Annotated in this window: 14 protein-coding genes; 5 read left to right on the top strand and 9 right to left on the bottom strand. The window is 55.6% G+C overall.

What is annotated here, in order from left to right; genetic code table 11:
* Positions 1–2: 2 nt before the first annotated feature.
* Together ACWJ62_RS08385 and ACWJ62_RS08380 are read right to left on the bottom strand one after the other, a co-directional pair.
* On the bottom strand, positions 3–1097 hold the full coding sequence (locus tag ACWJ62_RS08385) for an efflux RND transporter periplasmic adaptor subunit (RefSeq protein ID WP_449285770.1): 1095 nt from the start codon (positions 1095–1097) through the stop codon (positions 3–5).
* Between the two features lie 38 nt (positions 1098–1135).
* Positions 1136–1696 (bottom strand): DUF3833 domain-containing protein, encoded by a 561-nt coding sequence (locus tag ACWJ62_RS08380; protein ID WP_449285769.1) that lies wholly within the window; start codon positions 1694–1696, stop codon positions 1136–1138.
* Between the two features lie 246 nt (positions 1697–1942).
* Between ACWJ62_RS08380 and ACWJ62_RS08375 the strand changes: the two genes are divergently transcribed.
* On the top strand, positions 1943–3763 hold the full coding sequence (locus tag ACWJ62_RS08375) for an acyl-CoA dehydrogenase C-terminal domain-containing protein (protein ID WP_449285768.1): 1821 nt from the start codon (positions 1943–1945) through the stop codon (positions 3761–3763).
* 55 nt (positions 3764–3818) lie between these two features.
* Here the strand turns inward: ACWJ62_RS08375 and ACWJ62_RS08370 are convergent, their stop codons facing one another.
* The 7 genes from ACWJ62_RS08370 to rpmH all read right to left on the bottom strand — a co-directional run bounded on the left by ACWJ62_RS08370 (position 3819) and on the right by rpmH (position 9271).
* On the bottom strand, positions 3819–4520 hold the full coding sequence (locus ACWJ62_RS08370; protein WP_449285767.1) for a glutathione S-transferase N-terminal domain-containing protein: 702 nt from the start codon (positions 4518–4520) through the stop codon (positions 3819–3821).
* Positions 4520–5131, bottom strand: coding sequence for a DsbA family protein (locus ACWJ62_RS08365; RefSeq protein WP_449285766.1), 612 nt, complete (start codon positions 5129–5131; stop codon positions 4520–4522). Before ACWJ62_RS08365 ends, ACWJ62_RS08370 begins: the two co-directional genes overlap by 1 nt.
* 129 nt (positions 5132–5260) lie before the next feature.
* Positions 5261–6631, bottom strand: a complete 1371-nt coding sequence (mnmE, locus tag ACWJ62_RS08360; RefSeq protein WP_449285765.1) for a tRNA uridine-5-carboxymethylaminomethyl(34) synthesis GTPase MnmE — start codon at positions 6629–6631, stop codon at positions 5261–5263.
* A gap of 70 nt (positions 6632–6701) precedes the next feature.
* Entirely contained in the window at positions 6702–8417 is a 1716-nt protein-coding gene (yidC, locus tag ACWJ62_RS08355) for a membrane protein insertase YidC (RefSeq protein ID WP_449285764.1), read from the bottom strand.
* 4 nt (positions 8418–8421) lie between these two features.
* Positions 8422–8715 carry a membrane protein insertion efficiency factor YidD gene (yidD, locus tag ACWJ62_RS08350; protein ID WP_449285763.1) on the bottom strand — a complete coding sequence of 98 codons (294 nt, stop codon included), beginning with the start codon at positions 8713–8715 and terminating at the stop codon, positions 8422–8424.
* On the bottom strand, positions 8715–9122 hold the full coding sequence (gene rnpA / locus ACWJ62_RS08345) for a ribonuclease P protein component (RefSeq protein ID WP_449285762.1): 408 nt from the start codon (positions 9120–9122) through the stop codon (positions 8715–8717). Before rnpA ends, yidD begins: the two co-directional genes overlap by 1 nt.
* A 14-nt stretch (positions 9123–9136) precedes the next feature.
* Complete coding sequence (rpmH, locus tag ACWJ62_RS08340; protein WP_008172542.1) at positions 9137–9271, bottom strand: 50S ribosomal protein L34; 135 nt, start codon at positions 9269–9271, stop codon at positions 9137–9139.
* Positions 9272–9916: 645 nt separating this feature from the next.
* On the opposite strand from rpmH, the gene dnaA reads away from it, so the two are divergent.
* From dnaA to recF, 4 genes are all read left to right on the top strand, one after another.
* A complete protein-coding gene (gene dnaA / locus ACWJ62_RS08335) occupies positions 9917–11371 on the top strand; it encodes a chromosomal replication initiator protein DnaA (protein ID WP_449285761.1) in 1455 nt (484 codons plus the stop codon).
* A 55-nt stretch (positions 11372–11426) separates the two neighbouring features.
* A complete protein-coding gene (dnaN, locus tag ACWJ62_RS08330) occupies positions 11427–12530 on the top strand; it encodes a DNA polymerase III subunit beta (RefSeq protein ID WP_088826473.1) in 1104 nt (367 codons plus the stop codon).
* 15 nt (positions 12531–12545) lie between these two features.
* Entirely contained in the window at positions 12546–13817 is a 1272-nt protein-coding gene (locus ACWJ62_RS08325) for an ABC1 kinase family protein (RefSeq protein WP_449285760.1), read from the top strand.
* A gap of 128 nt (positions 13818–13945) precedes the next feature.
* Positions 13946–15073, top strand: a complete 1128-nt coding sequence (gene recF / locus ACWJ62_RS08320; RefSeq protein WP_449285759.1) for a DNA replication/repair protein RecF — start codon at positions 13946–13948, stop codon at positions 15071–15073.
* The last annotated feature ends 32 nt before the right edge of the window (positions 15074–15105 follow it).

Below are 15105 nucleotides of genomic sequence, written 5' to 3'. Positions count from 1 at the left end.
GGTTACGACTCCCTGGCCGTGATAAAACGGTTCTCGGGAATGGCCTTGTCATCCTCAAGCACGCGTACCCTATCGCCGCTGCTGAGCCGATCCTGGCCAGTCACAATCACTGGATCGTCCTGGCTCAAACCGTTCGAAACTTCCACAAACCCGGGCATGCGCGACCCCAGGTTCACCGAAACCCGCCGGGCCACACCATCTTCAGCCACAAACACATATTGCTCATCACCCCGTATCATCACCGCCTGCTCGGGGATCACCAGTGCTTGCCGTTCCCGGAGCGTTAGCGTCGCAGACATGAACTGTCCTGGCCGGAGCAGACCATCCGGATTATCGATCAGTGCCCGGACGGGCAGCGACCGGCTCAACTCACTGACCCTGGAACCCAACTCCACCAGCTGACCGGAAAACTTCTGGTCCGGGTAGGCCGGCGATGCGCCTCTCACCTCTTGTCCGAGACTCACCTGCCCCAGAAAACGCTCCGGGATCGAAAAACCCAGTTCCATGCGGTCGGTGGTATCCAGGGTAGTCACCGAGGTTCCGGCAGTAATGTAGGCCCCGATACTGATGTCACTCAGCCCGACCACACCGGCAAACGGCGCTTCGATCCGGTGGTTCTCCAGACGGACCCGCGCTGACTGTCGCTGGGCCACGGCCACATCGACTGCCGTTCTCAGCTCATCCACCTGCGACTGGGAAATACTGTTGTTGGAGCGCAACCGCTGTGCCCTTTCATACCGCCGGCGGGCATCCGCCAGTTGCGCCTCGATCACCTGCAGGTCTGCCCGGGCCTGGCGATCATCAAGCCGCAACAGCACCTCGCCCTGCCCCACCCGGCGGCCGGTTTCCAGACTCAGTTCCACCACCCGGCCACTGACTTCAGTGGTCAGTTCCACCGCGTTAAGGGCTTTGAGACTGCCAACGGCATTGACCACATCCCGTACCGTCTCCATCTGCGGAAGCATGGTGTTGACCGCGCTGGCGGGACGTTCACGGCCGCTCTGGGCGGCGGTCCCATCATCGAAGTTCTGATACACAAAAGCGCCACCGATAGCGACAGCCACCAGTACCAACGCAATCAACCACTGTTTCCACATAGGATTTCCAGATATTTCGGGGTCAGGTTAGTCGTCTGTTACTTTTTCTGGATGACCAGAACCACCTCGCCCACGTCTATTCCCCACTTGCTCATGGTGGTCTGATTGATCAACGTGTCGGGCGTAATCAGATACATCCAGTCATCCATGCGTACATCCAGGGTTCCGTCGCCATAGGCCACCTGGAGAACATAATTCATGTGAATCGCGTTGCCACTCCAACGCATGGTTCCCGGTTCAACCACATCACCGGCGTCGGCGTGGTACCCGTCCGCCGCGGGAGTGAGGGTCCAGACGCGGGTCTGCACTTCGCCATCATTGAAGCGGAACACCTCATCCAGGGTGCCCACGCCTTCGTCATCCCATGACGCGCTGATATCCGCATCAAAGGTGCGAATCACCTCACCGGAGAAATTCTTGACCACCCCCCGGGCGGAAAGTTCGCCGGTAAAGAACTCTTCAGGGACCAGCTCTGGTGTGCGGTCTGCGTAGTCCTCGAGCGAAGGGCTGGCACAGCCACTGAGCAACAGTGCCGAGGCCAGTACCCAGAGTATAGGTGTCGACAGGCGTTTCGATATCTCAGTTAACAGGCTTTGCATGACTTTTACACTCTCTGAACGGGAATATTTGGGGATCTCGGGCGCAAGGAAATACGCCGCAACCGTCTTTTACGATCATTACCCGAAATCCGCAGGGTCTGATACGTCATCTCGGCCAATTGTCCATTCTGACAGTCTGCAGGGCGCTTTTCGTCAATGGCAGTGCCCGAGTATTGGCGTAAAACAATAGAAAACGGGCGGTGATCGCCCAGTCACGATTCCGAGAAAGACACAGAGGATTCCGCTATGCCGGTTTACAAAGCGCCCCTGCGCGACATGAAATTCCTGCTGAACGAGGTGTTCGACTACCCAGGCCATTATTCCACCCTGGCCAGCGGAGAAAACGCCACGCCGGATATCGTGGACGCGATACTGGGCGAATGCGGAAAATTCTGTGAGGAAGTGCTGAGCCCACTCTACCTATCTGGCGACGAAGAAGGCTGCAAACTGGCCAACGGTGAAGTCACCACACCCACCGGTTACCGTGAGGCCTACCAGCAATATGCCATGGGGGGCTGGCAGGGACTCTCAGCGCCCGAGGAATACGGCGGCCAGGGCCTCCCCGCGTCCATGGGACTGCTGAAACAGGAAATGATGGGTACCGCCAACTGGCCCTTCTCGATGTATCCGGGGCTGTCCCTGGGGGCCATGAACACGATTTTCCTTCACGGCACGGAAGACCAGAAACAGACCTACCTTGCGCCACTGACCGAGGGCCGCTGGGCCGGCACCATGTGCCTGACCGAAGCCCAGTGCGGCACCGACCTGGGTCAGGTAAAGACCAAAGCCGAACCTCAGGCCGATGGCAGTTACCGCATCACGGGTACCAAGATTTTCATCTCCTCCGGCGACCACGACCTGACCGAGAACATCGTCCACATTGTTCTGGCCCGTCTGCCTGATGCCCCCAAGGGCACTCGGGGTATCAGCCTGTTTATCGTGCCCAAGTTCCTTCTGGACAGCCAGGGTGGCGTGGGCGAACGCAACCCGGTGGTCTGCGGCAGTCTGGAAAAGAAAATGGGCATCAAGGCCTCGGCCACCTGTGTGCTGAATTTCGATGGCGCCACAGGCTTTCTGATTGGTCCCGAGAACGAAGGGCTCAATTGCATGTTCACGTTCATGAACACCGCCCGCATCGGCACCGCGATCCAGGGTGTGGGCCCGGCGGAACTCTCCTATCAATGGGCACTCGCCTACGCCAGGGACCGACGTTCCATGCGAGCGCTCTCGGGTAAGAAAGAGCCGGACCAGGTAGCTGACAGCCTGATCCATCATGCCGATGTGCGCCGCATGTTGCTGACCCAGAAGGCCATCGCCGAAGGCGGTCGGGCCATGCTGTATTACGCGGCCCGGCTGGCCGATCACATGGTGGAGGGATTCACCGAGGGCGACGATAAAAAGGCGGAAAAATACGATGACAAACTCGGCTTCCTGACGCCAATTCTGAAGGGCTTTCTCACCGAACTCGGCTGCGAAGCGGCCAACCTGGGAGTCCAGGTTTTTGGCGGCCACGGTTACATCCGAGAACACGGCATGGAGCAGATTGTCCGGGATACCCGCATCGCCACCCTTTATGAGGGCACCACCGGAATCCAGGCGCTGGACCTTCTGGGACGAAAAGTATTGCTGATGACCCAGGGCGGCGCGGTGCGCGAGTTCACCCTGAACATTGCCAATTTTGCCCGTAAGCATCTCACCGATAAACGGCTACGGCCCTGGGCTCTGGAACTGCTCAAGCTGACCGGGCAATGGAACCTGCTGACCGTCCGTATCATGCTCGCAGCCCGTAAGGACCGGGATGTGGTGAGTTCCGCATCCTTTGATTTTCTGATGTACAGCGGCTACGTCACCATGGCCTATATCTGGCTGCGTCAGGCTGCGGTGGCTGTGGATAAACTCGATAACGGAGGCGAGGAATCAGTCGGCTTTTACCAGGCCAAACTCGCCACCACCGAGTTCTATTTCGAACGTTTGCTGCCCCGGGCCCAGAGCCACGCTGCCAGCATGCTCAGCCCCAGCAAAAACCTGATGCAGCTCGATGCCGAAGATATGGCCTTTACCGTATAACACGGTTCTGTGATTGATTGAGACCAAAAAGGGAAGACTCAAGTCTTCCCTTCGCCTAGTCTTTTTTATCCACCGCAGCCGTTTGGCCAAACAACAGTTTCTTCCCTTCATCGGTGACGGCCGGTCGTTTAGACCAGGGAGCACCTTTCTCATAGGCAGTCACTACCGCAGGCCTCGCCTGCATTGCATGAAACCACCGCTCAAGGTTTGGAAAGTCAGACAAGGATTGCTGTTGCCGCTCGTGGGGAACAATCCAGGGGTAGATGGCCATATCGGCAATGGAATAATCGTTGGCAACCCAGTCCCGACCACTCAAACGGGTATTGAGTACGCCGTATAGACGATTGGTTTCATTGACGTACCGATTGATCGCATAGGGAACTTGCTCAGGGGCATACTGGACGAAATGATGATTCTGACCCGCCATGGGCCCCAGACCGCCCATCTGCCACATCAGCCATTCCAGTACTGTCTTCCTGCCACGGAGATCAGCTGGCAGGAAGCGACCGGTTTTTTCCGCAAGATACATAAGGATGGCACCGGACTCGAACACCGTAACAGGCTCGCCATCCTCGGCAGAATCGTGGTCGATGATAGCCGGCATACGGTTGTTGGGTGAAATCGCCAGAAATTCCGGTTTGAACTGGTCTCCGGCACTGATATCTACTGGATAAATCCGGTAGTCCAGTCCGGACTCTTCAAGGAATATGGTGATCTTGTGGCCGTTAGGCGTAGGCCAGTAATAAAGATCAATCATCACTTCGCTCCGGGCTTTGATTCCAGCGTCTCCGCCAGCAACTCAACCCGATCTTGCCCCCAGAATTGCTCACCATTCAACAGGTAGGCCGGCGCACCCAACACGCCCTGGCCAACGGCATCGTCACTGTTGCGCTCGTACTGGTCCGCAATATCGGTTGACGCCGCGGACTTGAGCACGTTCTCGGCATCGAATTCGAGTGTGCTCAGGATCTCGCGAATCACCGCTTCGTCGGCAATGTTTTTCTCCTCAGACCAACAGGCGGCCAAAGCGCGCTGCACAAATTCTCCTGGATCTTCACCGGCCTGTTGCAGTGCAATAACGCAACGGTCAGCCAGGCCCGGGTCTGTTGGAAAGTGCGCCGGCTTCAGGTTGATAGCCAGATCCCGTTTCTTCGCCCAACGTTCAATTTCGAGCAGGCGGTACTCCTGTCGGCATACCGGACGCTCTGGAACGGGCTTCGCTCCGGAGTTGGCAAACACTTTTGCCAGCTTCACGGGCCTGAAATTAACCTTGGCACGTGCGGTGCCGGCTGTTTCCAGAAATGCCCGATGGCCGAGATAAGTGAACGGAGAAATGCAGGTGAAGTAATAATCGATCGTGGGATTCATCGTTTATGGCTCCTGGACGATTGCGTTTGTTGTTAGCCTGTCCAGTACTCTAGTCTTTATTGAGCGATCGCTCAATAAAAAATTCAGCAGGTTGTTGCCGAGAATCAGTGCAACTGAGGGGTTTGCTGATTACTTCCCGATGCAGAAGCTGCTGAATATCTTGCCCAACAGCTCATCCGGGGTGAGGTGTCCGGTGATCTCTCCCAGGGCATCCTGTGCGGCCCGCAAGTCCTCTGCCAGGAGTTCGCCTGCACCGAATCCCTCCAGCTGGCTCTGGCCCTGGATCAGCAGGGCCTGGGCCCGCTCCAGGGCATCCAGGTGGCGGCGCCGGGCGAGGAAACCACCTTCTGTGGTGCTGGCAAAGCCCATGCACTGCTTGAGATGGTCCCGCAGAATCTCCAGTCCCTCGGCAGACTTTGCCGCCAAACGAATCACCGGGGCGCTCTGGTAGTCTTCAGCAGTGATACCAACCGGTTCACCGGACAGGTCCACCTTGTTACGAATCACCGTCACCGGGGCGTTGGCCGGTAGCTGGTCGATAAAGTCCGGCCAGATTTCATGGGGACTGGTTTTATCGGTGGTAGTCGCATCCACCATCAGAAGAATGCGATCGGCCTGACGGATTTCCTCCCAGGCCCGGGCAATACCGATCTGTTCCACTTCGTCCGGGCTGTCCCGCAGGCCTGCGGTATCGATGATGTGCAGGGGCATCCCGTCAATGTGGATATGCTCTCTCAGGACATCACGGGTTGTGCCCTCAATCGCCGTAACAATGGCCGCTTCGCGACCGGCCAGCGCATTGAGCAGACTGGACTTGCCGGCATTGGGCCTTCCGCCGATAACCACTTTCATGCCGTCACGAAGGATAGTGCCCTGCTGGGCTTCGGCCAGGATTTTCCCGAGCCGCTCCAGCAGGTTCTGCAGGTCACTGGCCACCTTGCCGTCGGCCAGGAAGTCGATCTCCTCCTCTGGAAAATCGATCGCCGCCTCGACGTAGATCCGCAGGTGGGTCACCGCGTCCACCAGATCCTCGATCTGCCGGGAGAACACCCCCTGCATGGAACGAACGGCGCAGCGGGCCGCCTGTTCCGAGCTGCTTTCAATCAGGTCGGCAATGGCTTCGGCCTGGGCCAGATCCAGTTTATCGTTGAGAAACGCCCGCTCTGAAAACTCACCGGGACGGGCCAGTCTTGCGCCTTGGCAGCACACTTCACGAAGCAGAAGATCGAGAATCACGGTGCCACCGTGGCCCTGAAGCTCGAACACATCCTCACCGGTGAACGAGTGAGGGTTGGGGAAAAACAGCCCAATGCCCTCATCAATCAACTCGCCCCGGCTATCTTGGAACGGGCCGTAATGGGCATAACGGGGTTTGGGCTCAAACCCAAGCATCTGTCTGGCAATAGCCCGGGCTTTAGGACCGGACACGCGAACGATTCCAACCCCGGCTTGTCCGGGTGCGGTGGCGATGGCTGCGATGGTTTCAGAACTCTGGCTCATGCTTTTTCCACAGGCTGAAAACAACAAAGGCTCCATACAGGAGCCTTTGCCGGGTCGGTTCGGGCACCGGTCAGTGCTTCTTGCCGGCCATTTCTGTTTCGATCTTGCGGGTAATGTACCACTGCTGCGTAATGGACAGAATGTTGTTCACCAGCCAGTACAGTACCAGACCTGCCGGGAACCACAGGAAGAAGACGGTGAAGATCAACGGCATCATCTTCATGATCTTGGCCTGCATGGGATCCGGCGGAGTCGGGTTCAGGCTCATCTGCACGAACATGCTGGCACCCATCAGAATCGGCAGGATGAAGTACGGGTCCATGACCGACAAATCCTGGATCCACAGCATGAACGGCGCGTGGCGAAGCTGAACACTTTCAAAGAGTACCCAGTACAGGGAGATGAACACCGGCATCTGCACCAGTATGGGCAGACAGCCACCAAGCGGATTGATCTTCTCCCGCTTGTACAACGCCATCATTTCCTGGGACATGCGCTGCCGGTCGTCCCCGTACAGTTCTTTCAGCCGGGTTAGCTGGGGCGCAACGGCCCGCATCTTGGCCATGGACTTGTAGCTGGTTGCGGATAGGTGGAAGAACACCGCCTTGACCAGAACCGTCAGCAGGATGATAGACACGCCCCAGTTGCCAACGAGGCTGTGGAACCAGTCCAGAATGATAAACAGCGGCAGCGAAATGAAGAACAGCCAGCCGAAATCAACGGTACGGTCAAGGTTCGGAGCCATGCCTTCGAGACGCTCAATAATCTTTGGCCCGACGTAGGCCCGGGCACCGATCTCTGCGGTCTCACCCGGCGCTACTGTGGTGGCGGGGTAGACAAAGCCCATTACGTAGTTTTGGCCACGTTGTGTGGTCTGATACTGCGCAGAGATGTCGCGTTCGGGTACCCAGGCAGACAGGAAGTAGTGCTGGAGAAAGGCCAGCCAGCCATTGGTGACGGACTGGTTGATCTGGGTCTCCTGCAAGTCGCCAAAATCGAATTTCTCGTAGGGATCTTCCGGGGAGCTGATCACCAGGCCAAGAAATGCCTGAATACCCATGCTGGTCTGGGAGGTCGGGTCCGGAGACTGGTCACGGACGATCTTGCCGGTGAAATTGCCTTGCCAGTTCTCACCTGACTGGTTTTCAACCAGATACTTGACGCTTATCTCATAGCTGTCGCGTTCGAACTGGTAGCGCTTGGTGATCTGCACACCGCTATCGGTGGTGTATGTCAGGTCTACCTGGAGCTGGTTATCACCTTCGGCCAGCTCATAGCTGGAAGCATCCGCACTGTATACGGGTGCTGAACCGTTCTTGCGACTGTCAGGACCATCACGACCAATCAGACCACTTTCAAGAACGTAAAGACGATTCTGCGTGTTGTTCAGGAGTGTCAGCGGTTCCTTGCTGTTCAGGGAGTCGTCGTAATTAAGCAACTGGGCTTTCACCAGGTTACCGCTGACCCGATCAATTTGCAGGTCGTAAACGTCAGTGCGGACAGTAATGAACTGGTCGCTGACTGTGGTGTTGTTTTCTGTTGAGCTTACGACAGCCTGACCTGTTTCCGGTGTAGTGAACTCGCCATCACCGTCTACCTGTGCAGAACCTTCCTCCGGAAGCACCATATCGTCTGAATTGCCCATGCTGGCTGTGTTTTGCGAAGGCTGCGATTCAGCGACTTGAGCCGTCTGCGGCTGCTGATGGTAATCCTCATTCCAGGCAAGCACCATCAGATAACTGACAATAGCCAGGCCGGCAAATAATACGATGCGTTGAATATCCATAGAGTTACTGTCTGGTCTGGGTTGTTGTGTGGGAGTGATCAGCGTGTACGCAGGTTGTTGCCGCTTCCTGAACCCGGGGATCGGTAGTTCCCGGTACAGGATCATAACCGCCTTCGGCCCAAGGATGACACCTTAACAGACGCCGGATTGCGAGAAATAATCCTTTAAGCGCGCCATGATGGGTTATGGCTTCAACGGCGTATTGTGAGCAGGTGGGATAGTGGCGGCAGTGACTTGCCATCAGGGGACTGATTGCGTACTGGTAGAAGCGGATGGGCAGAAGCAGAAGCTTGCGCATTAACCCGTTCCTCGACCGGCAGGTTCGGATGTTGCTGCCCGGGATGGCTGAGATTGAGCGTACTTTTTCCTGAGACGGCGCAAGAGGTCGTCCATGGCTGCGCGTACCAAATGGTTGTCCAGGGAAACCAGCCCCTGACGTCCCAGAACAACAAGGTCGACACCGGGCAGGTCCGTCTGGTGCCGGAAGCTTTCCCTGACCTGTCGTTTTATCCGGTTTCTCTGGACGGCAAGCTTCAGGTTCTTCTTCGAGAAGATCAGACCGATCCTGGCGTGACCGAGATTGTTCGGTGTCGCCAGGATCAGAAAATTCCGGTGCGGAACTTTCAGCTGCACGTCGTTGAAGACTTTGCCGTAATCAGCAGGTCGCAAAAGACGATGTGATTTCGGGAAACTCAAAGCCTTCATGAGGCGATCAGAGCTTACGCGGACAGACGTGCGCGGCCTTTGGCACGACGACGGGAAATAACCTTGCGACCGTTGGCGGTGGCCATACGGGCACGGAAACCGTGAACGCGCTTACGCTTCAGGACGCTTGGTTGAAACGTTCTTTTCATGGTGATGATCTCACAATTCGTAAGTTGGAAATTCAGTAACTGGCTGGAAAATGAACAGCCAAAACAGGAGCGGCATTCTATGCAAATACCGGTGGGAATTCAATGCTTATTGCTTGCGGGTTGTGCGCATCCTGAAAATTTCGGAATGGCCTGGCCAGCTAATAAATTCAGTAAGTCTTTTTAGAATTCTTTTAAGGATTAATTATTACTGTTATTAGTATCGAAGATTTCTGTGGATAAGCGAAAAAATAGGATGAAAAACAAATCCCTGAATGGTTTATAAGGGTATTGATAAGGCACCCTGAGGGCTGTGGACGGCGGCAGGGCGAAATGTGGGTAAGTCTGTTTCGTGCGATGGGTCCAAGTTATCCCCGGTTGCGTCCCGGGGTTCTTAACAGGGTTAAACCCGGGCTATACACACAGGCCTGTGGGTAACTTTCCGAGAAGTTATTTTCTGTACACAAGGTTGTAGGTAAGTTCGTAAAAAACTGAAATACAAAGAAATAAATTTCCACAGGCTGTTCATTAACTGGCTTTGGCTCTTTTACTGGTGGGCCGGTCGGGTTAGAATTCGTGGTCATCTCACAGGACAGGAAGTCCCTTGTCCGTTCAGAGACATTTCAGGGTTATCGGGAGCAGGCTGTCGTGCCAAACAGTATGTGGCATCAATGTCTTGAAGTACTCCGGGACGAGTTTCCCGCACAACAGTTCAATACCTGGCTCAGGCCCCTGCAGTCCGATCACCGGGAGGGGCAGCTGATGCTGTTCGCTCCTAACCGCTTTGTGATGGATTGGGTGAACGAAAAGTACCTGCGGCGTATCGAAGAGGTGCTGAAGGATCTGAACGGCGGGCAGGCGCCCCGCGTCAATATGAAAGTGGGTTCGGCACCCCGTGAAGGTGAACCGGTCAAACGCTCGGAAGTACCTGCTCGCGTGAATGGTCAGGTTCATGAAGAGACCGGTAGCCGGGTAACCGAAGAAGAGAAAGGTGTGGCTGCTACGGTGGCCGGTTCGCCTTCTGTTCGTCCGAAAAGTGGCAGTGAGCGGCGGCCGGTTCAGGTTGAAGGCGATATAAAGCACCAGAGTTTCCTGAATGAAGGATTCACCTTCGAAACCTTTGTTGAAGGTAAATCCAACCAACTGGCAAGAGCCGCCTCCATGCAGGTAGCGGAGAACCCGGGTGGTGCCTACAATCCGTTGTTCCTTTACGGCGGTGTTGGTCTGGGTAAAACACACCTGATGCATGCCATCGGGAACGAAATTGTCCGTCGCAACCCCAAGGCGAAAGTCGCCTATCTTCGCTCGGAACGATTTGTGGCGGATATGGTGAAGGCATTGCAGCTGAATGCCATCAATGAATTCAAGCGCTACTACCGGTCTGTGGATGCCCTGTTGATCGATGACATCCAGTTCTTTGCCCGCAAGGAGCGTTCCCAGGAAGAGTTCTTCCACACTTTTAATGCGTTGCTGGAAGGTGGTCAGCAGGTCATCGTCACCTGTGACCGGTTCCCGAAAGAAATTGTCGATATGGAAGAGCGGCTCAAATCCCGGTTTGGTTGGGGTCTGACTGTCATGGTTGAGCCACCGGAACTCGAAACCCGGGTCGCCATTCTGATGAAAAAGGCCGATCAGGCCAACGTAAAGCTGAGCAGCGAAGCGGCCTTTTTTATTGCCCAGAAGATCCGTTCAAATGTTCGAGAGCTTGAAGGCGCGCTTCGTCTGGTGATAGCGAATGCTCACTTCACCGGTTCGGAAATCACGCCCCCGTTTATCCGGGAGAGCTTGAAAGACCTGTTGGCGCTGCACGAGAAACAGGTGAGCATCGATAACATTCAGCGCACCGTGGCGGAATACTACAAGATCAAGGTAGCCGATCTGCTCTCCAAGCGCCGGACCCGAACGGTGACGCGGCCCCGGCAGGTCGCCATGTCCCTGTCCAAGGAGCTGACTAATCATAGCTTGCCGGAGATTGGCGACGCCTTTGGCGGTCGGGACCACACCACTGTATTGCATGCGTGCAAGAAAATCGTGGAATTGCAGGAGACTGATCCGGGCATCCGCGAAGATTATCAGAATTTTATGAGACTGCTGACCACCTGATGCCGGGCGTTGGCGAATACCATTCACCCTTCCAACATAAAGAAAGCTGAGTGCCATGAAACTGACGATCAGCCGTGAATCCCTGCTTACCCCGCTGCAAAGCATTGCCGGCGTGGTGGAAAAGAAACAGACCATGCCCGTGCTCTCCAACGTGTTGCTGGTGGCCGAGGACAATACCCTGACCCTGACCGGTACCAATATGGAGGTGGAGCTGGTGGCACGGGTAACGCCGGTGCATGTGGATCAGCCCGGCCGGATTACGGTTCCGGCCCGCAAGCTGTCCGATATTTCCCGCGCCCTGGGCGACGAGGCGCCGATGGAACTGTCGCTTGAAGGCGATCGGTTGCATCTGCGCTGTGGCGCCAGTCATTTTACGTTGTCGACGCTGCCGGCGGAGCACTTCCCCAACGTGGAAGACGAAGATGAAAGCTTTCGCCTGGAGTTGCCCCAGAAAGAACTGGGTCGGATGCTGGATGCCACTGCATTTGCCATGGCTCAGCAGGATGTTCGCTATTACCTGAACGGCCTGTTGCTGGAAGTGGACAAAGATCATGTACGGACGGTGGCGACGGATGGTCACCGGCTGGCGATGGCACATCTGGAACTGCCGACCAATTGCCCGGAGTTGCGGCAGGTTATTGTCCCGCGTAAAGGGGTCCTTGAGCTGGCCAGGTTGCTGGATGATGTGGAAACACCGGTCACCCTGGTGATCGGCGACAATCATCTGCGGGCGACGGTGGGTTCGTACACCTTTACGTCGAAACTTATTGAAGGGAAATTCCCCGATTACAACCGGGTCATTCCGCGAGGTGGCGATAAGGTTGTTTTGGCCGACCGCGCCACATTGAAGAATACCCTGCAACGGGCGGGGATCCTGTCTCACGAGAATATCCGTGGTGTACGACTTAACCTGGCATCGAATGAACTCCAGGTCTTCGCCAACAACCCGGATCAGGAACAGGCCGAAGACGCGCTTCCGGTGGACTATCAGGGCGAATCCTTGCAGATCGGTTTTAATGTAGGCTATTTGGTGGATGTCATGAACGCGCTGGATGAGGATCAGGTAAAGATTACCCTTTCCAATCCGAACAGCAGTGCGTTGATAGAGGCGCAGAATGATAACCGCTGCCTCTATGTTGTCATGCCCATGAGGCTGTAGGAGGAGACGAGATTGATGAGTACCGTAACGAATGGAATCAAAGGCGTGTTCAGGATTGGCCAGACTGTGTCGGTACTCGGGCGCACCGGGATCAATTGGCTGAGAGGGGAGCGTCCTCCCACGCCGAGGCTGCTGAGGCAGACGTTTGAATCCCTTGGTGCGACCTACATCAAGCTGGGACAGTTTATTGCCAGTTCCCCTACGTTTTTCCCGAAGGAGTATGTGGAGGAGTTCCAGCACTGCCTGGATAGAACGCCTAACCTGCCCTTTGGCGTGATCAAGAAGATTATTCGGGAGGAATTGGGTCGGCCGCTGGATGAGGTCTATGCGGAAATCGATCCGGTTGCGTTGGCATCGGCTTCGATTGCCCAGGTTCACGCCGCCAGGTTGCTATCCGGTGAAGATGTGGTCATTAAGGTGCAGAAGCCGGGAGTCGAGAACATCCTGCTGACGGATCTGAACTTTCTGTATGTTTCAGCCCGCATTATTGAAACCCTGGCGCCAAAACTGTCCTGGACCTCTATGTCCGGTATCGTCGAGGAAATCCAGCGGACCATGATGGAAGAGTGCGACTTCATCAAGGAAGCCAACAATCTTAAGGTATTCCGGGATTTCCTGCACGACACCCATAATGAAGACGCGGCAGTGCCGAGGGTATTCGAGCATTGCAGCACTCGCCGCATTCTGACAATGGAGCGCTTTCATGGGGTTTCGCTGACGGATCTGGAAAGCATTCGCGGTTACGCCCGTGATCCGGAGCGGACCCTGATCACCGCGATGAACACCTGGTTTGCCAGTCTCACCCAGTGCGAGTTCTTCCATGCCGACGTTCACGCCGGAAACCTGATGGTGTTGAAGGATGGCCGGGTCGGTTTTATCGATTTCGGCATTGTTGGCCGGATCAAGCCGGATACCTGGCAGGCAGTCAGTGATTTTATTTCGGCGGTAATGGTTGGCAATTTCGAAGGGATGGCCGACGCCATGATTCGTATCGGCATTACCCACCAGACGGTCCGGGTGGATGATCTCGCTGCTGATCTCAGAAGGCTGTATCAGCAAATGGACAGGATGGTGCCGGATGAGGTGCCTTATGAGGCGGATCAGGCAGAGGACGATGTAAATCATATCCTGATGGATATGGTTAAGATCGGGGAAAGCCACGGGCTGCATTTTCCGAGGGAATTTGCCCTGCTGCTGAAGCAGTTCCTGTACTTCGACCGGTACGTTCATATCCTCGCGCCGGAGATGGATGTGTTTATGGACGAACGGCTGAACATGCTCCACTGAGGCTGTCGCCTTGAGCGATTGGCTTTTGTACACTAGGGCGGCGTTACTGAAGGGAGGTAACGCCGCCTTTTTCGTTTGACGGGTTTCATTCGGTTTTCTCCCCTCTGCCCCTTCGAGTTTGCTTTTCTATGGCGCTTGTAAAATTCCAGACTGAAAATTTTCGAAATCTGTCTTCCGCGCCTGTGAGCTTTTCGCCTTCCTTCAATCTGTTGTACGGAGAAAACGGCAGCGGCAAAACCAGTGTCCTGGAAGCCATAGGTTACCTGGGGTTGGGTCGTTCGTTTCGGGTGAACCGACATCAGGCGGTGGTGAGTCACGGTCAACAACGACTTACGGTCTTTGGCGGGTTGGATCACGGTTTGGAGGAGAGTGAGCGCACCAATAATTCCGAACTCGTTCACCGGCTCGGAATATCTCGGGATGTTGGGCAGAAGGAAACGGTTTTACGAGTGGATGGGGAAGCAGTGCGGAGCCTGTCTGGTCTCGCCAAGCACCTGCCAGTATCGGTAATCGATCCGGGAGTGTTTGATGTAGTCGCCGGAGGACCAGGAAAGCGGCGACAGTTTCTCGACTGGTTGGTGTTCCACGTGGAACCTTCTTTCGGATCGTTATGGCAACAATGCCAACGAGTCACATCACAGCGGAATCAAACGCTGAGAAATGGTAGACTAGACGAAGCTTTAATGCGGGTCTGGGATAACCAGTACACCACGCTGAGTGAGCGGATTACCGATGCTCGCGCTGGCACGTTTAGCCGGTTTAAGGCGGCTTTTGAAAAGCTGGTTCGGGAAGTGGAAGTACCCTGGACCGAAGGTCTGAAGCTTGAGTACTACCCGGGCTGGGATGTTAGCCGCCCACTAGTGGAGTTGCTTGCAGATCATCGGGAGCAGGAGCGAAAGGTTGGACATACGCTTTATGGTCCGAACCGAGCCGACATCCGGTTGAAGTTTCAGGGCAGGCCTGTTGCTGAAACCTTCTCCCGGGGCCAGCAGAAAACCCTGGTGATTTTGATGAAGATTGCCCAAGGCATGGTTCTGAGTGAGATGGGCAAGCAGGTGACCTTTTTGCTTGACGATATCAACGCCGAGCTGGATGAGGGCCATCGAGCCATGCTGGCTAGCAGGTTACAGGCATTACGTTGTCAGGTGTTCATTACGTCTATAGTGCGTCCCCTCGTGGAGCAGCTCTGGCCAGGCGGTAAGGCACCAGATTACAGATTGTTCCACGTGGAACATGGCAAATTGACGGAAGAATAAGACCGGTGCGAAGAGCGAAATACTGCCCGGGC

The sequence above is a fragment of the Marinobacter sp. PE14 genome (assembly GCF_053566155.1).
Note: the sequence above shows the minus strand (reverse complement) of the source record. Positions and strands in the feature narration are given on the sequence as shown.